The sequence below is a fragment of the Sphingomonas sp. DG1-23 genome (genome assembly GCF_030730875.1).
In the GTDB taxonomy this organism is placed as follows: domain Bacteria; phylum Pseudomonadota; class Alphaproteobacteria; order Sphingomonadales; family Sphingomonadaceae; genus Sphingomonas.
In genome coordinates this window covers 1-16,943 of sequence record NZ_JAVAMA010000016.1, presented here as the reverse complement: position 1 = coordinate 16,943, position 16,943 = coordinate 1, and the positions used below count along the sequence as shown (strand labels likewise).

At 66.7% G+C, this 16,943-nt stretch carries 17 protein-coding genes; 5 read left to right on the top strand and 12 right to left on the bottom strand.

From position 1 onward, the window contains the following. Nucleotides 1–28: 28 nt before the first annotated feature. The 6 genes from Q9Q95_RS20425 to Q9Q95_RS20400 form a co-directional block, all read right to left on the bottom strand. Nucleotides 29–535, bottom strand: coding sequence for an EF-hand domain-containing protein (locus tag Q9Q95_RS20425; protein WP_306099008.1), 507 nt, complete (start codon nucleotides 533–535; stop codon nucleotides 29–31). Between the two features lie 13 nt (nucleotides 536–548). Then, a complete protein-coding gene (gene queA, locus Q9Q95_RS20420) occupies nucleotides 549–1,574 on the bottom strand; it encodes a tRNA preQ1(34) S-adenosylmethionine ribosyltransferase-isomerase QueA (protein WP_306099007.1) in 1,026 nt (341 codons plus the stop codon). Between the two features lie 13 nt (nucleotides 1,575–1,587). Next, a complete protein-coding gene (locus Q9Q95_RS20415; RefSeq protein ID WP_306099006.1) occupies nucleotides 1,588–2,289 on the bottom strand; it encodes a peptidylprolyl isomerase in 702 nt (233 codons plus the stop codon). A gap of 81 nt (nucleotides 2,290–2,370) precedes the next feature. Then, nucleotides 2,371–2,871: a pantetheine-phosphate adenylyltransferase gene (gene coaD, locus Q9Q95_RS20410; protein ID WP_306099082.1), complete on the bottom strand. Its 501-nt coding sequence runs from the start codon at nucleotides 2,869–2,871 to the stop codon at nucleotides 2,371–2,373. A gap of 2 nt (nucleotides 2,872–2,873) precedes the next feature. Then, nucleotides 2,874–3,773, bottom strand: coding sequence for a polyprenyl synthetase family protein (locus Q9Q95_RS20405; protein ID WP_306099005.1), 900 nt, complete (start codon nucleotides 3,771–3,773; stop codon nucleotides 2,874–2,876). A gap of 13 nt (nucleotides 3,774–3,786) precedes the next feature. After that, nucleotides 3,787–4,032, bottom strand: coding sequence for an exodeoxyribonuclease VII small subunit (locus Q9Q95_RS20400; RefSeq protein ID WP_306099004.1), 246 nt, complete (start codon nucleotides 4,030–4,032; stop codon nucleotides 3,787–3,789). Between the two features lie 143 nt (nucleotides 4,033–4,175). Here Q9Q95_RS20400 and Q9Q95_RS20395 point away from each other — a divergent pair, with 143 nt between their 5' ends. After that, nucleotides 4,176–5,555, top strand: coding sequence for an NAD-dependent succinate-semialdehyde dehydrogenase (locus Q9Q95_RS20395; protein WP_306099003.1), 1,380 nt, complete (start codon nucleotides 4,176–4,178; stop codon nucleotides 5,553–5,555). A 65-nt stretch (nucleotides 5,556–5,620) separates the two neighbouring features. On the opposite strand, the gene Q9Q95_RS20390 is transcribed toward Q9Q95_RS20395, so the two are convergent. The 3 genes from Q9Q95_RS20390 to Q9Q95_RS20380 are packed head-to-tail and all read right to left on the bottom strand — an operon-like array spanning nucleotide 5,621 to nucleotide 9,288. Continuing rightward, nucleotides 5,621–7,312: an AMP-binding protein gene (locus tag Q9Q95_RS20390; RefSeq protein WP_306099002.1), complete on the bottom strand. Its 1,692-nt coding sequence runs from the start codon at nucleotides 7,310–7,312 to the stop codon at nucleotides 5,621–5,623. A 32-nt stretch (nucleotides 7,313–7,344) separates the two neighbouring features. Further along, nucleotides 7,345–7,551, bottom strand: coding sequence for a hypothetical protein (locus tag Q9Q95_RS20385; protein ID WP_306099001.1), 207 nt, complete (start codon nucleotides 7,549–7,551; stop codon nucleotides 7,345–7,347). Between the two features lie 54 nt (nucleotides 7,552–7,605). Continuing rightward, on the bottom strand, nucleotides 7,606–9,288 hold the full coding sequence (locus Q9Q95_RS20380; protein WP_306099000.1) for a diguanylate cyclase: 1,683 nt from the start codon (nucleotides 9,286–9,288) through the stop codon (nucleotides 7,606–7,608). 106 nt (nucleotides 9,289–9,394) lie between these two features. Between Q9Q95_RS20380 and Q9Q95_RS20375 the strand changes: the two genes are divergently transcribed. Continuing rightward, nucleotides 9,395–10,594 (top strand): DUF418 domain-containing protein, encoded by a 1,200-nt coding sequence (locus Q9Q95_RS20375; protein ID WP_306098999.1) that lies wholly within the window; start codon nucleotides 9,395–9,397, stop codon nucleotides 10,592–10,594. Here Q9Q95_RS20375 and Q9Q95_RS20370 read toward each other — a convergent pair. Both Q9Q95_RS20370 and Q9Q95_RS20365 read right to left on the bottom strand, forming a co-directional pair. Beyond that, entirely contained in the window at nucleotides 10,545–11,642 is a 1,098-nt protein-coding gene (locus tag Q9Q95_RS20370; RefSeq protein ID WP_306098998.1) for a PepSY domain-containing protein, read from the bottom strand. The two genes, Q9Q95_RS20375 and Q9Q95_RS20370, sit on opposite strands and share 50 nt — an antisense overlap. 4 nt (nucleotides 11,643–11,646) lie before the next feature. Then, complete coding sequence (locus Q9Q95_RS20365) at nucleotides 11,647–13,785, bottom strand: TonB-dependent receptor (RefSeq protein ID WP_306098997.1); 2,139 nt, start codon at nucleotides 13,783–13,785, stop codon at nucleotides 11,647–11,649. A 132-nt stretch (nucleotides 13,786–13,917) separates the two neighbouring features. Here Q9Q95_RS20365 and Q9Q95_RS20360 point away from each other — a divergent pair, with 132 nt between their 5' ends. Both Q9Q95_RS20360 and Q9Q95_RS20355 read left to right on the top strand, forming a co-directional pair. Next, nucleotides 13,918–14,484, top strand: a complete 567-nt coding sequence (locus Q9Q95_RS20360; RefSeq protein ID WP_306098996.1) for a TMEM165/GDT1 family protein — start codon at nucleotides 13,918–13,920, stop codon at nucleotides 14,482–14,484. A 103-nt stretch (nucleotides 14,485–14,587) separates the two neighbouring features. Continuing rightward, nucleotides 14,588–15,085: a Dps family protein gene (locus Q9Q95_RS20355; RefSeq protein ID WP_306098995.1), complete on the top strand. Its 498-nt coding sequence runs from the start codon at nucleotides 14,588–14,590 to the stop codon at nucleotides 15,083–15,085. 46 nt (nucleotides 15,086–15,131) lie between these two features. On the opposite strand, the gene Q9Q95_RS20350 is transcribed toward Q9Q95_RS20355, so the two are convergent. Next, entirely contained in the window at nucleotides 15,132–15,443 is a 312-nt protein-coding gene (locus Q9Q95_RS20350; RefSeq protein ID WP_306098994.1) for a hypothetical protein, read from the bottom strand. 290 nt (nucleotides 15,444–15,733) lie between these two features. Between Q9Q95_RS20350 and Q9Q95_RS20345 the strand changes: the two genes are divergently transcribed. Next, nucleotides 15,734–16,943, top strand: a 1,210-nt coding sequence (locus tag Q9Q95_RS20345) for a VCBS repeat-containing protein (protein WP_306098993.1), incomplete at its 3' end; no start/stop codon positions are given.

The following is a 16,943-nucleotide window of genomic DNA, read 5'->3' as shown; positions in this document are numbered from 1 at the left end:
CCGGGCATGCGCATGAGATGCTAGGACCTCAATTACGCGGCCGGGCGGACTTGCCCATCGGCCGCCCGCGGCGATCCCGGTCGAACAGCTGCGGACGCAGCGTCAGCAATTCGCTGCGCGTGATCGCATTGTCCTTGTTGGCATCGAACCGCGCGAACAGCAGGTCGAAGCGCGCGGCGAGCTCGTCCCAGGTGATGCGATTGTCGCCGTCGCGGTCGGTCTCGAACGGGCTGGGCAAGGTATTGCGGTCCCCGAGCCAGCGCTCGGACCAGTCGGAAAAGGCGATATAGCCGAGCGACCCGGTCTTGCCCGTGTCCACGCTGTCGAAGCTGCGGCGCAGCCCGGCATCGAATTCGGCGCGGCTGACCCTGGCGTCGCCGTCGCCGTCGAACGCCGCGATCATCATGCCGACCGGCTCGACCATCACCGTCGCGGCGGGCTGGGCCTGCGGGCCGGGGACGACCGGCGTGACCGGCGCCTGCTGGGCCAAAGCGGGCGTCGCGGCGAGCGCGGCGAGCATCAGGAACAGGCGCATCCTCATCCTCTCGTCAGGGCAGCAACAGGCTGGCATCGCCATAGCTATAGAAGCGATAGTCGGTGGCAATGGCATGCGCATAGGCCGCCTGCATCCGCTCGAGCCCCATCAGCGCCGATACCAGCATGAACAAGGTCGAGCGCGGCAGATGGAAGTTGGTGACCAGCCCGTCGATCCCGCGAAAGCGATAGCCCGGGGTGATGAAGATCGCGGTGTCGCCTTCGAACGGCGCGATGATGCCGTCCTCGCGAGCGGCGCTCTCGATCAGGCGCAGGCTGGTGGTGCCGACCGCGATCACCCGGCCGCCCGCGGCGCGGACCGCATTGAGCCGGTCTGCGGTCGCCGCGTCGATCCGGCCCCATTCGGCGTGCATCTTGTGCGCATCGGTGTCCTCGGCCTTGACCGGCAGGAAAGTGCCCGCGCCGACATGGAGAGTCAGCGTGGCATGGCCGATGCCGGCGGCATCGAGCGCGGCGAGCAGTTGGGGCGTGAAATGCAGCGCCGCGGTCGGCGCCGCCACCGCGCCGGGTTCGCTGGCGAACATCGTCTGATAGTCGTCGGCGTCGCGCGCGTCGGTCGGGCGCTTCGAGGCGATATAGGGCGGCAGCGGCATCCGGCCGCAGCGTTCGAGGAGCAATTCGACCGGCGCGTCGCCGGCGAAATCGAGCGCGAAGCTGCCATCCTCGGCACGGTCCGAAGCGGTCGCGGTGACGCCCTCGCCGAAATCCACGCTGTCGCCTTCGCGCAGCCTTTTGGCGTTGCGGATGAAGGCGCGCCAGCGCCGCGGCCCCTCGCGCTTGTGCAGGGTCGCGCCGATCCTTGCCGCGCCGCGCAGTCCCTCGAGCTGGGCGGGAATGACGCGGGTGTCGTTGAACACCAGCAAGTCGCCCTTGCGCAGGCATGCGGGCAAGTCGCCGACACGGGCATCGCGCGTATCCGCGCCGTCGAGCACCAGCAGCCGGGCGGAATCGCGCGGCGCCGCCGGGCGCAATGCGATCCGCTCCGGCGGCAGCGCGAAATCGAATAGTTCGACGTTCACCTGATACGTGGCACTATTGCGGCAGCGTGACCTTGGTCTCGCCCTCCGGCAGCGCCGGAGCGGCGACCGGCGGCGCCTGATAGGCCGGCGGATTGTCCGCCGCGATATAGGCATGGAGGATCCTGGTCGGGCTCGCAGGCGGCTCGCCGCGCTCGATCTTGTCGACCCATTGCATGCCGCCGACCACCCGGCCGAACACGGTATAATCATGGTCGAAGCCGAGGCGCGGACCGAACATGATGAAGAACTGGCTGTTGGCGCTGTTCGGGTCCTTGGTCCGCGCGGCCGAGACCGCACCGCGGACGTGCGGCAGATTGTTGAACTCGGCGACCACGTCGGGGAGATCGGATTCGCCGGTGCCGGTGCCGGTGGGATCGCCGCCCTGCGCCATGTTCTCGGGGCCGTCGATCACACGGTGGAAAATGGTGCCGTCATAGAATTTGCGGCGGGTGAGCGTCTTGATCTGCTCGACCATCTTGGGCGCGACATCGGGGCGCAGCCGGATGGTGACGCGGCCGCCGGTCGAGAGATCGAGCACCCAGGTGTTTTCGGGATCGGCGGCGACGGTGGTGGCGACCGCAGCCTTGGGATCGGCGGCGACGCCCTTGAAGGTCTCGATCTCCGGCTTGGCCGGCGGGCCACCCCCGCCCTGCGCGGCGGCGGGCACGGCAAACATCATGGCGGCAGCAGCGGCCAGGGCGGCAACGAAACGCATCGATATCCCCACTCGGATCTTCTTGTCGGAAAAGGGTCTAGAACAAAGGTGTGGCGGCGGAAAGGCAGCGTTTCGGCTGGCTCAGGACCCTTTGCGGCCGATCTCCGAGACGCGGCGCGCGACGTCGGCTTCGACCGCGGGGCTGACGAACTTGCGGATCGCGCCGCCATAGAGCGCGATCTCCTTTACCAGCCGGCTGGCGATCGGCTGGAGCGAGACGTCGGCCATCAGGAAGACCGTCTCGACCCGATCGTTGAGCTGCTGGTTCATCCCCGCCATCTGATATTCATATTCGAAGTCGGCGACGGCGCGGAGTCCGCGGACGATCATGTTGGCGCCTTCGCGCTCGGCAAAGTCCATCAGCAGCGAATCGAAGCTGACGACGTGGATTTCGCCGCGGATGTCGGCGGTCTCGCGCTTCACCATCTCCATCCGTTCCTCGATCGTGAACATCGGCGATTTGGACGGATTGGTGGTCACCCCGATCACCAGCCGGTCGACCAGCTTCGCGCCGCGGCGGATGATGTCCATATGGCCGCGGGTGATCGGATCGAAGGTGCCGGGATAGACGCCGGTGCGGATGGTCATCGATCCCTCTCCAACGTGTAGCGTGCGATATCGCGGAGCAGGTCGGCTTCCGCACCATAAGGCTTGAGATGGGCTATCGCCTGGTCGACGAGCAACCGGGCCTGCTCGCGGGCACGCTCGAGCCCGAGCAAGGTGAGGAAGGTCTCCTTGCCCGCCGCTTCGTCCTTGCGCAATTTCTTGCCGGCCAGTTCCTCGTCGCCCTCAGCGTCGAGAATGTCGTCGGCGATCTGGAAGGCGAGGCCGACGTCGCGGGCATAGCCGCGCAGCCCGGTGCGGCCCTCGGGCGGCACCCGGCCGAGGATCGCGCCGCTCTCGACCGCGCAACTGATCAGCGCACCGGTCTTCATCGCCTGCAGCCGGGTCACCGTCGGCAGGTCGAAGCCGGTTTTCTCGGCTTCGAGATCCATCATCTGCCCCCCGGCCATCCCCGCCGGGCCCGAGGCATGGGCGAGCGCGCCGACCAATTCGACCCGCACGAACGGATCGGGATGGGTGGCATCGTCGGCGAGGATCTCGAAGGCGAGCGCGTGGAGGCAATCGCCGGCGAGGATCGCGGTCGCCTCGTCGAACGCCTTGTGCACCGTCGGCTTGCCGCGGCGCATATCGTCATCATCCATCGCAGGCAGATCGTCATGGATCAGCGAATAGACATGGATGCATTCGAGCGCGGTGGCGACGCGGGCGATCGCGGTGCGGTTGACGCCGAACAGGCCCGCGGTTCCGAATACGAGCAAGGGCCGCAGCCTCTTGCCGCCGCCGATCGCGGCATGGCGCATCGCGCGATAGAGCCCTTTGCGCGGATCGTCGGGAATCGCGAGCAGCAGATCGAACTGGCGATCGATCTCGGTGGAGACTTGCCGGAGCGCCGCCTGGAGCGCGAGGGACGCATCGGCCACGCGCTGCACTCGGTCAGCCGGCGGCGAAGGGAGCGGTGCCCACGGCACGGCCCTGCGCGTCGGTGCGGATCGCCTCGATGCGCGCCTGCGCCGAATCGAGCCGTGCGGCGCATTGGCGGCGAAGCTGGTCGCCGCGCTCGTACAGGTCGATCGCCTCCTGAAGCTGCGCGTCGCCGCTCTCGAGCCGACTCACGATTCGCTCGAGCTCCTTGAGGGCCTCTTCGAACGAGAGTTCCGTAATCTGCGCTTCGTCTGCCATGTCGTCGCTATGCGGCAGGGCAGGCGGGGATTGCAACAGTGCGGCGGGCGAGCAGAGAAATCCTCCAGCGAGCCCGGGGAGGATTGGGTTGCAACCGCCGGACCGCGCCACATCTAGAGGGCGCAATCCGAGGAGAAGCGCTCATGTTCACCAGCATCAATCCCGCGACCGGCGAGGCCGGGGAGAGCTTCGACGAACTGGATGCCGACGGCGTCGAGCTGGCGCTGAGCCGTGCGCAGACCTGTTTCGCGGCGTGGCGCGATTCGCCGCTCGATCAGCGGACGCAATTGCTCTCCGCGATCGCCGATCAATGGGAGGCGAACAAGCGGCACCTCGCCGAGACCGCAGTGAAGGAGATGGGCAAGCCGATCACCGGCGCGATCGCCGAGGTCGAGAAATGCATATCGGGATTCCGGCATTATGCCGAGCGCGGACCGGACTATCTCGAGCCGGCCGAAGTACAGACTCCGGCCGGGCATGCCGTGGCGCGCTGGCTCCCCATGGGGCCGGTGCTCGCAGTAATGCCGTGGAATTTTCCCTATTGGCAGGTGGTGCGCTTCCTCGCGCCGACGATCATGGCGGGCAATGTCGCGCTGCTGAAGCACGCGTCGAGCGTGCAGGGCTGCGCGGCGCTGATGCAGCAATTGGCGAGTGCGGCGGGCGCGCCCGACGGACTGTTCCAGAACCTCGCGATCAAATCGGACAGGGTCTCCGACATCATCGCCGACAAGCGCGTGGTGGCAGTGACGCTCACCGGCAGCGAAGGCGCGGGCGCCAAGGTCGCGGCGGCGGCGGGCAGGGCGCTCAAGAAAGTCGTGCTCGAGCTCGGCGGATCGGATCCGCTGATCGTGATGCCTTCGGCCGATCTCGACCTCGCGGCGAAGACCGCGGTGACCGCACGCGTGCAGAATGCCGGGCAGAGCTGCATCTGCGCGAAGCGGATGATCGTCCACGCCGAAATCTATGACGCGTTCCTCGACAAATTCTCGGCGGGGATGAAGGCAGTGAAGATCGGCGACCCGATGGACGACACGACGGTGATGGGGCCGCTTTCGAGCGTGGGGCAGCGCGATACCGTGCTCGAACAGGTCGAACGCGCCAGGGCGGCGGGGGCGACCTTGCTGCACGGCGCCGAGAAGATCGACCGTGAGGGCGCGTGGATGACGCCCGGGGTGCTGGTCGGGCTCGATCCGGAGAGCGATGTGGCGAAGGAAGAGATTTTCGGGCCGGTCGCCGCTGTGTACAAGGCCGACGACATCGACGCCGCGATCGCGCTGGCGAATGACGTGCCCTATGGGCTGGGTTCGGCGGTGTGGACGCAGGACGAGGCCGAAATCGAGCGGTTCGCGCGCGACATTCAGTCGGGAATGACCGCGGTCAATTCCTTGCTCGCCTCGACCCCCGAAGCGCCGTTCGGTGGGGTAAAGCTGTCGGGGCACGGGCGCGAGCTTGGCCCTTGGGGGATGCACGAGTTCATGAACCTGAAGGCAGTGATGTTCGGCGGGGGCAAAGCCGGGGATTGAGCGCTCCATCAAGCCCTGCTGGAGGGCACTGTTCGACTCCTCCCCCCGCTGCGCGAGGGAGGATTTTACTTTGCGGAGACCTCGGCGATCAGATCCTTGCGGCTCAATTTCCCGATCATCGTCTTGGGCAGGCTCTCGCGCACCACGACCTGCGAGACGCGTTCGTGCTTGCCGAGCTGGCCGTTGAGCCAGAGGCAGAGCTCGGGCCCGGAGACCGGATCGGCTTCGGGGTCGAGCACGACATAAGCGTGCGGGAGTTCGCCATGATAGGCATCGGGCAGGCCGATCACGAGCGCTTCCTTGATCGCCGGATGGCGATAGAGCACTGCCTCGATCTGGCTCGGGAATACCTTGAAGCCGCCGACCGCGATCATGTCCTTGAGCCGGTCGACGATGCGGATATAGCCGTCCGCGTCGATCGTCCCGACATCGCCGGTGCGCAGCCAATGCCCCTCACCATCGACTTCGGCGAACGTCTCGGCGTCGGCGTCGGGGCGGTTCCAATAGCCCCGCATGATCTGCGGGCCCGAGACGACGATCTCGCCGGGCTCGCCCGGCGGCGGCGGCCGGGTGGGGTCTTCCTTGTCGACGAGTCGGACGCGGGTGGCGGCGAGCGGCTGGCCGATCGTGCCGGGCTTGTTGATCCCGTCATAGGGGTTGGTCGAGACCACGCCCGAGCTTTCGGACAAGCCATAGCCCTCGATCACGCGTGCGCCGGTGATGCGCTCCCATTCTTCCTTGAGCTGGGCCGGGAGCGGCGCGCCGCCCGAGATGCAATAACGCAGCGAGCTGAAGTCGCCGGGCTTCATTCCCGGCGCGTCGAGCAAGGCCTGGTACATGGTCGGGACGCCCGGCAGCGAGCGCGGGCGGGTGCGGCGCAGCTCGGCAAGCGCCTGCTTGGCGTTGAAACGCGGCAGCATGACGATCTCGCCGCCGGTCAGCACCGTGCGGTTGAGCACGCAGGTATTGGCGAAGACGTGGAAGAAGGGCAGGACGCCGAGGATCGAATCCTTGTTCTTGCCGAATTCGGGGTCGAGCTGGGCGACCTGCCGGGCATTGGCCGAGAGATTCTGATGGGTGAGCACGGCGCCCTTGGGCGTGCCGGTGGTGCCGCCGGTATATTGGATCAGCGCGACGTCGCGTTCGGGATCCAGCGCCACCGGGTCGCAGCCGCCCTTGTTGGCGATCAGCTGCGAGAAAGCGAGGATGCGCGGATCATCGGGGCGCTCGGCGACTTCCCTGGTCTTGAACCAGCGATAGAAAAGCGACTTGGCGGGGGGGAGTGCCCCCGCCACCGAGCCGACCACCAGCCGCTCGAGCCCGCTTTGCTCGAGCACCTTGAGCGCGGTGGGCAGCAATGCCGAGGCGGACAGGGTGAAGAGCAATCGGGTGCCCGAATCCTCGACCTGCGCCGCCAGTTCCTCGACCGAGTAAAGCGGCGAGAAATTGACCACGGTCGCGCCGAGCTTGAGGATGCCGTAATAGGCCGCGACATAATGCGGGACGTTGGGCAGGAACAGCCCGATCCGGTCGCCGCGGCCATAGCCGAGCGCCTTCAGTCCGCAGGCGACGCGGTGGACCCCGTCGAGCGTCTCGCCATAGCTGTATTTGCGGCCCATGAAGTCGAGCAACGGGTCGTGCGGATGCGCGGTGGCGCTCGCTTCGAAAAGGTCGACCATCGACGCGGGCGGGAAGCTGGTATCCCATTGGCCCGGATGATTAAACGCGGTGCGCCAGACGTGCTCGGGATCGGTCATTTACACGGGTGTAAGCAAGCCGCGGCGATCGTTCAATAGCCCAGCCGCTTGCTCCACGTGACGAGCACCGAGACCGAGGCGAGGCCGATATCGATGATCGCCTGTGCCTTTTGCGGGGCGAGGTCGCCGGGACGATGCGCGAGGATGCGAATGTCGGCGCGATGATCGGGCGAGGCCCATGCCAGCAAGGCGAGCGCCGCGGCGGACGCGATCAGCACGATGCGGTTACGCTTGAACATCCCCATTCCCTTCGCCGACGCCCATAGGCTCCGGCACCGCGCGCGGCAAGCGAATCAGGCGGCTTCGCGCAGGGCGTTGCGAACCCGATCGCGTCCGGCGGACTTGGCGTCGAACAATGCGGAATCGGCGATGCGGTACAATGCCTTCCATTCGACTTCGCTGGTCAGCGTGCCGCGGCACGTGCCGATGCTGGCGGTCACCTGGATGTCGAACGGCATGCGCATCTGGCGGAGCCGGGCGAGCACCGCTTCGGGTTCGACCGGCGCATCGACGGGGGTGAGGACCGCGAACTCCTCGCCGCCGATCCGCGCAACCAGCGTGCCTTGCGGCACCGACGTGCGCAGCATCCGCGCGAACACGCGGAGCACTTCGTCGCCGCCGTCATGGCCGAGCGTCTCGTTGACGCGCTTGAAATGGTCGAGATCGATGATCAGCAGCAGTTGCTCGCCGGTACGGCCGATCGCCTGGCTGAGAAAGGCGCGGCGATTGAGCAGCCCGGTGAGCGGATCGGTGTCGGCGAGGCGGCGCATCATCACTTCGCGCTCGATCGCGTCGTCGCGCTCGTCGCGGAGCAGCTTGATGCGATAGGCGACTGCGAGCGACGAGACGATCGCCTCGATCATCATCGCGAGGATCGTCGAATTGTCGATCCAGAAACCCCATGGGATCAGATGCAGATTGGCGACCGCGCGGAGCGCGGCGGTGAGGATCGGCGCGCCCCAGGCGAAGGCGAACAGCCAGAGATAGTTGCTGCGCAGCCGCCAAGCGCGCCACAACAAGGGGAAGACCGCGGCGGAGAGCGCGACGAACGAGCAGGTGAACGCCGTGTCCGAGATGCGGATCGCGAAGGGCGCGGTGAGGAAATAGAACAGCCCGATTCCACTCATCGCGAATCCGACTGCAGTGGCGTAGCGGCCGAGCCAGCCGGCAAAGACGCGCTCCTCGAAGAAGCTGCGCGCGAAGACGAGCGCTGCGGTGCCGGTGCCGCCGAGCAAAAGGAAATTGGTGCGCAGCCGGGTGTTGTTGGCGATCTCCGGCCATGCCCAGGCGAGCGCGCCCGAGGAAGAGAAGACATAGGCCAGCAGCAAGCCGACCATCAGGCAGTAATAAAGCTGGAAGCGATGCCGCAGCGCGCCCCACAATGCGAGATTGTAGATGATCAGCGCGATCGAGAGCCCGGCAAATCCCGCATAGAGCGCCGCCATCGCCAGATTGGCGTGCGCGCTCTCCTTCGCGGTCGACAGGCGCGCGCCGAGCAACACGCCGCGCAGATTGGTGGCCCCTTCGACCCGCCAGAGCAGCCGAACCACCTTCGACTCGCGGGCGGGAAGCGGCTGCTCGGCGATCGCGCCGAGCTGGATCAGCGGCGTGATGCCGCGGGCGTCGGTGGTCTGGGTGGCGATGCTGCCGTCGGCATAGAGGGTGTGCAGCGTCAGGCCCCGCTGCCACAGGCTCGCCACCCGCACGTTGAGCGGCAGATGGGGGTGCGAAATCTGGTCGATATTCTGCGAGATCACCCAGTAATTGCCGGGGCCGAAACGATATTGGTCGGTTCTGCAATCGAAACGCCCGGGCTGGCGGATCAGCGCGGCCGGATCCATGCCGCCGGTGTCGCGCAAGATGCAGACCGCAAGCGGCTTGCCGGCCACGCCCTTCTGCGCATGCGCGGGAGCACCGCAGAGCAATGCGATGCATCCGGCAAGCGCCAGCAACAGCCTGATGATCCCCCCGACCATGTCCGATAGCTACGGCAGCAGGACGAACAACCGGTAAAGATCGCGCGCAGGTTGCTGGATTTCGGCGAAAGCCCCCCCTAGCGTGCCCGCGCAAAAGGAGTCGCCAATGGAAGAAGCAACGGCCGCGCGGCACGCTGCCACGGACGCACGGCTGGAATCGGTGGATATCGTGCGCGGCTTCGCGCTGATGGCGCTGTTCCTCGTCCACATGATCGAAAGCTACGAGCTCTATTGGGCCGATCCGAAGAATGGGCCGGTGTCGGACACGGTCTATCTGCTGTTCATGGGCAAGAGCTTCTCGCTGCTCGCTTTGTGCTTCGGCTTCAGCTTCTTCATCCTGATGGGCCGCGCGGCCCGGCGCGGCGTGGATTTCACGGCGCGCTTCGCATGGCGGCTGACCGTCCTGTTCGGCATCGGTTTCGCCCATGCGGTGATCTATCGCGGCGACATCATCCAGCTGCTCGCCTTGATGGGCTTCCTGCTGCTCGCCTTCCACCGGATATGCGACAATCGCGTGCTGATCGCGATCGCCGCATTCTGCTTCGCCAGCCCGGTGATGCTGGTCCAGCTCTGGGCGGCGATGGCGGGCGCGCCCTGGGCCAACCAGCCGCCGCACCATTTCGACGACCCGGCGATGGCGGTCTATCTGCACGGCAACTGGATCGAGCATGTCCGCGCCAATCTCTGGGCCGGGCAACTGCCCAAATGGTGGTTCATGGTCGAATCGGGACGCATGGTGCAGATCCTCGGGCTGTACCTGGTCGGGATGGTGCTCGGACGGATCGGATTCTTCGCGCGGCTCGGCGAATTCGCGCGGGCGCGGTGGATCGCCTTCGCGGTCGCGGCGGTGGTGGCGGTCGGGCTCTATCTGGGGCGCGACGGCTTCAAGGCATGGTTCGCCGCGCAGCATCACGGCGAGGCGTCGGACCGGCTGCTCTCCTATCTGCTCGGCAGCTGGTTCGAGCTGGCCGGGACGACATTGTGGCTTCTGTTGCTCCTCGCCTTGTACGAGAGCCCGGCGCGCGCATTGCTCCGCCCGCTCGCTGCGGTCGGGCGCACCACGTTGACGCTGTACATCCTCCAGTCGCTGATCTTCGTGCCGATCTTCTACGGCTTCGGGCTCGGATTGTACGACGATTGGAACCAGCTGACCCGATTATGGGTCGGGCTCGGCGCGATCGCGGCGCAGCTGGCGCTGGCGCATTGGTGGCTGCGGCGTTTCCGCTACGGCCCGGTCGAATGGCTGTGGCGGGCGCTCACTTACTGGCGGCGGGATATCCCGTTCCGCGGGCCGGCGCTCGCCTGACCGGGCGCGGGCGGCGGAACCAGAAGCTCCACACCGCGAAGCTCCCCAGCATCGCCAGCGTGAGGCCGGACAGCGTCATCACCAGCCGATAGCCGAGGCCGCCGACCTTGGCGGCATGGAGCGGGTAGAGCGTGTTGTAGGCCTTCACGACCCGCGGAAGCGCCGAGTCGTCGCGATGTGCGATCAGCGCACCGGTGTCGGCGGCGAACCACAAGGTGGTGCGGCCGTTCGGGAGCCATTCGTCGGGCTTGCGCATGCGCAGGGTGATCGTGCCGCTCTTGCCGCGCGGCATCGCGAGGCTGCGGATTTCGGCATCGGGATAGAGCGTGCGCGCCGTGACGATCATGTTGCGCCAGTCGAGACGGTCGGCGAGCTTCGCAGGCGGCGCCTTTGGGGCTTTCATCGCCTCGTCGATCGTCGCGGGCGCCGAAGGGCCGAGAAAGACCGCAGTGAGCGGCCGGAACACCAGGGTCGCGCCGGTGAGCAGCGACAACGCCAGCAAAGGCGCCATGACCACGCCGAGATCGCGGTGCTGGCGGACGATCGCCGGCCGGGTCATCCGCGCGGGCCACAGGCGAAACGCGAAAGTCTTGCGGGTGCGCCACCACAGGATCACGCCCGAGATCACGAAGAACAGCCCGATCAGCGCGGCCACCCCGATCACCGTCTCGCCGGTGTCGCCGGCGAAGAGATGGTGGTGGAAGTCGAACAGCCAGAGCTCGGGGCGCGCCCATTGACTGCTCCAGCTGAGCACTATGTTCCCGGCCTGATCGGTATAGGCGCCGCCGCCGCCCGGCGTCGCCATCCGGTCGAGCCCGAAATTGGCATTGGCGAAAGTGAGGCTCTGGGGGCGCGCTGCGGGATCGGCGAACAGTTTCTCGGTCACCGCGGCGATCGCCGCGGTCGACTGGACCTGCGCATCGCCGGCGTGCGGCAGCATCACCCACGCGTCGCGATGGACGAGGATCGCTCCCGAAAGCCCCATCAAGGCGAGCAGCAGCCCGATCAGCCCGCCGGTCCAGCGGTGGAGGAGATCGAGCAGCTTCATCGCGTCAGAACCGCAGGTCCCAGCCGAGCGTGAAGTTGCGCCCGCGGCCGGCGAAATAATGGGCATTGTCGGTGGGGCGGACGGTGTCGCTGTAATAGTCGATATAGAAGGCGTCGAAGAGGTTCTGGGCGCTGAGCGTCACTCCGCCGAAGCCGGTCTGGTAGCGGATGCTGGCATCGGTGACGTTGTAGCCACCGAAATCGAAGACGCGGGCGAGACCGTCATAGCGGCGCGACAGATAGAATTGGGTCTGAACCCGCGCCGAGATCGGGCCGGCCGCATAGGTGGCGGCGAGGTTGAACCGGTCGGGCGAGATATTGGCGCCGTCGAGGTCCTGATCGACGCTGCCGTCGCCGTCCGCATCGGTACGCCCGATCAGATGCGCATAGCCGGTCGAGATCCTGAGCCCGTCCAGCGGGGTGCGCACCGCGAGGTTGAGCTCGAGCCCCTCGATCTCGACGCGCTGGCGCTGGACCTCGTACGAGCCGCCGACCAAAACGAGCAGCGAGCCCTGATCGCTGCTCGACCAGAAATAGCTGGCGCTCGCGTCGAGCGGCCCGCGCTTGAGCTCGAACCCGACTTCGCGATTGTTCGACACGATCGGAGTGAGATCGAGATAATGGTCGAGATCGACCCCGTCGCGATTGATCGCGCGGGCGATGCGGCCGACATCGGGCACGGTATAGCCCTCGGCATAGCTCGCATATGCCCGGATGCCCGCCCACGGCTCGACGATCACGCCACCGTTGAGCAGCGTGTCGCTGAACTCGGGGCTTCCGCCCGAGACGAAATGGCCGCCGGCATAGGACGCCAGGGTGGTGTAATCGTCGATGGTGATCTTGACGCTCTCGTGGCGCACGCCGCCGGCGAGCCGCAGCTTCTTGTCGAACAGCGCCAGATTGGCCTGCGCGAACGGCGCGAGACTGCGGAATTCGGCGGGCGGAACCCAGACGCGATCGGTGGCGATCAGACGCTGCTCGGTCTTGTCGAACAATGCGTCGAAGCCGAGCGTGGCGGTGAGCGCCTCGAAGCCCGGGATCGCGCGCTCATAGCTCAATTTGCCGCCGAACTTGCGCGAGCGGTTCTGCGACTGATCGAACAGGGTGCCGACCGGCGCGATCCGCGCGTCCTGGAAGGTGGCGATCGGGGCGATCTCGCCGCCATAGGTGTCGCGCGAGCGATTGTAGAAGAGCTGGCTGACCAGATTGCCGCCCCATAGCGACGAATCGGTCAGCGACAGCGCGACGCTCTCGGTCCGGTTGGTCGCGGGGACCCCGGGCGGAGTGCCGCGCACCGAGCTGGTCGGCAGGTCGATCCGGTAATCGCCATTGACCGCGACATAATCGCCGTCGCCCTTCAGCTCGAAGCGGCTGGCAGTGAGATCGAGCCGCATCGTGTCGCTGACCGCATAGCCCAGCCGCGCGAACAGCGACCAGCTCTGCGAATCCTGCGTCTCTCCCTGGGTGAGGTCGGTGCCGACGCGGCGGCCCGCGCCGTCGTAAAAGGCGCCGCGCTTCTCATAGGCCGCGCCCACCATCGCGTCGAAGCGCCCCGAACGCCATGCGAGCAGCCCGGCAAGCTTGCCGCCCATTCCATCGTCGCGGAAGCCGGTATCGGCATTGCCCTGCACCAGCGCGCGGCCGCTCAGTCCTTCGGCCGCTGGCGGGGCGACGGTGACCTGATTGACGATGCCGCCAGTGCCTCCGATCCCCTGCAGCGCATTCGATCCATAGATCAGTTCGACACGATCGATGAAGAACGGATCGATGGTGAATCCGTCGCGGGCGCCGTCGCGCAAGGGCGTCGATTGCGGGATGCCGTTGATCGCGTAGAGCGGCGAGCGGCCGCGCAGCGTCTCGCCCGCGCCCGACAATTTCTGCCGAGTCGGCGAGAAGCTGGGGGTGAGATTGGCGACCGCGTCGACCACCGAACCGGCGATCGCCACCTGCTGGTCGAGTGCCGCGCGATCGATCACGTCGATGGTCAGCGGCAGAGCGTTGGCGGGCAGGACGGTGCGTGCGCCGGTGACGACGATCTCGCCTTGCTCCTCGGCTTCCGACGGGTCGTGCGCCTGTTGCGCGAGCGCGGGCGCAGCGAGTGCGAGCGAAGAGACGGCGAGCAGCGAACGGACCCGGATACGCATGATTACCCCTGATGAAGCGGCGCGGCGCCTAGCGCGGCGCACGGCTTGTTGCAAGTAAGTATCAATGGCAGCAGCTCGCAGCCGGCGCGCATACGAGTTGCCGGGGCCGGAACGATGTGACGATAAGAGGCAATGGAAGCGATCGTCCCTGCCTTTCTGCTCGCCTTGCTCGCCCAGCCCGGCGATCGGCCGGCGCTGCTGACCGCGATCCTCGCCGATCGGTTCGGGCGGCCGCTGACGGTCGCGCTCGTAGCGGGGCTCGCGCATGGCGCCGGCAGCCTGCTCGCCGCATGGGCCGGAGCGGCGGTCGCGCCGACGCTCACGCCCGAGGCCCGGTCGCTGCTGCTCGCGGTCGCCTTGCTGGCCGGCGCGGTCACCGGGATGATCCGCACCAGGCTGCCGAGCCGGCTCGATCGCTGGCGCTTCGGGCCGCTGTTCACCCCGTTGCTCGGTGTCTTCGTGCTCGCATTGGGCGAGCAGACGCAATTCTTCACCTTCGCGCTGGCTGCCGGCGGGAATCCGTGGCTCGCGGCAGCGGGCACGACGCTGGGCGCGCTCGTCGTGGCGATCGTCGCCGCTGTCCTGGGCGAAGCCGGATGGAGCAATCTGCCGCTGCGCTGGCTGCGGTTTGCGTCCTCGGCGCTGTTCCTGATCGCGGGGACGGCGATCGGCCTCGGCGCGTTGCGGCTGACCGGCTGATCGAAAGGGCTGATCGCAGTCATCGAAAATTGCCGTGGCAGCCCGCGGAGCCCGTCCTATATGCGCTTCGTTGGGCTCACGTATCGTTTTTCCGGAGGACATGATGGCAGACACCAAGGCGGCACTCGCGACGCCCACCGATCTCAACCGCAACGACACCAGGAGCGTGGCGGACGCGCTGAACAGCGCGCTGGCGGATTGCTTCACGCTCTATTTCAAGACCAAGAATTTCCACTGGCACGTCTCGGGCCCGCATTTCCGCGACTATCATCTGCTGCTCGACGATCAGGCCGCGCAAATCTACGGCGTCACCGATGCGATCGCCGAGCGCGTCCGCAAGACCGGCAACGTCACGATTCGCTCGATCGGCGACATCGCGCGGCGCCAGACGATCAAGGACAACGACGAGGATTTCGTCGCTCCGGGCGACATGCTCGCCGAGCTGCGCGACGACAATCTCAAGCTGGTCGAGAGCTTCCGCGCGGTGAAGCAGGCGGCCGAGGATGCCGGCGACAACGCGACCTCGGGGATCGTCGACGAATGGACCGATCAGGCCGAGGAACGCGCCTGGTTCCTGTTCGAGGCGAGCCGCAAGGGCTGAATATCGAAGGGCCGGGGCGATCCCCGGCCCTTTTTGTATCTTCGGTCTACTTGATCGCGGCGAGGTCGGTCTCGACCTTTTTGAGCGCCTCGTCGGTGAGCTTGCCGTTCGACATCGGCTGGACTGCGCGCAGGCTCATGCCCTTGAACATGTCATAGGAAGGATGGGCGGTGACGCCGGGCAGATCGGCATCGAGCACCGCCTTGGCCTTGGGATCGGCGACCAGCGCCTCGATCGGCGTGTCGAGCGTGAACTTCGCCGCTGCCGCCGGTGCGGGAGCGGCGGCCGGCGCGGTCTGCGCGAAGGCGGCGGGCGCCAGCAAGGCAAGCGCAGCGGCCGCCGGTACGATCAACTTCATCTGAGCCAAACCTTCCTCTCGGGACCGGACTCGTTGCCGGCGCGATCAGCCTAGGCGAAAATGCGCGCGCTGGCCAAGGTCCGACGGCGGCATCCTTCCCGCTGAGACAAGGGTTCAATCGCGTTGTCGCTGCCTCGCTTGTTTGGGACAGCATCCGCCGATAGAGTGCTGATATCGCTCGGTAGTCCTGCCGGGCTCCCGCCGCCCCGTCGCGGCGGCGTCATGGTTATTGCCCAAGTGCCGAATGGCGGCCGATACGCCCGTGCCGCGAACGACAAGGAGCCGAGAAGATGCCCGCTGCCCCCGTCCCCACATTCGAGCCGCCCGTTTATTATCCGACCAATCCTCCGAACATGGCGACCCCGGCGGTCGACATTGCGGGCGGCGATTTCGACGAGGACGGCGATATCGATCTGCTCGTCCGGAATTTCGACAGCAGTTTCGGCGGCGGCTTCTTCACGCTGCTTACCAACAACGGCAACGGCAGCTTTGGCGCGCCGGTTAGAGTCGGTGGTCAAAGCGCGAATGGCGGTGTCCTGGCCGTCGCGGACGTGAATGGCGACGGCCATCTCGACTTTGTGACTGCGCTCAACAATCCTGCTGACTATTCGATGCCGAACATCGGGCAGAGCGCGATCCGGATCTTCCTCGGCAATGGCGCTGGCAGTTTCACCTCCGGCGGCGGGTACCAGAATCCGGGAATCGGCGGAGCATTGCTCCTCGGCGATCTGAACGGCGATGGTGGCATCGACCTGATAACCACCAAGCGTCAGTATAGCGATCCTTACACGTCCCAGGTGCTGGTATCGGTACGCCTCGGCGCCGCCGGCGGGACGTTCGGTGCCGAAATCAAGCAGGTTGTGCCGGAGCATACCGGCGTTGCGAGCGGCAATTTCAATGGTGATTCTTTCCTCGATCTCGTGCTGACGACCGCGACGGGATATTCGGTGCTGCTCGGCAACGGCGACGGCACCTTCAATACCACGAGCGCCGTCATCGGCGGCGGCGCTTCCAAGGTTGTCGTCGGCGACTTCAACGGGGACGGGATCAGCGATCTCGCGATGGGTACGGGCACGTCCATCTCCATCCTCACCGGGAACGGCAGCGGCGCATTCACGACGGCGCAGACGCTCGCCGCCGGCGGGGCGCTATGGGCGATCAAGGCCGGCGACATGAACGGCGACGGGACCGTCGATATCGTCTCCGTCAACCTCCCCGCCAACGGCAGCGCACGCACCTCGCTGTTCGTCAACAACGGCAATGCCAGCTTCCAGCCGCGGACCCCCCTGTTCGATTCGGGCATCTACGATGTCGAACTCCTCGACCTGAACGGCGGCGGCGCGCTCGATATCGCGGCGCTCGCCCCCTCGCAGGGCGGCAGGACTCCCGGCGTGATCGTCGCGCTCCAGCCCGACCATGTCACCCGCCCGTTCACGCCCGACGATTTCGACGGCGACGGCAAGTCCGACATCCTGTGGCGGCACGATGACGGCCGCTCGC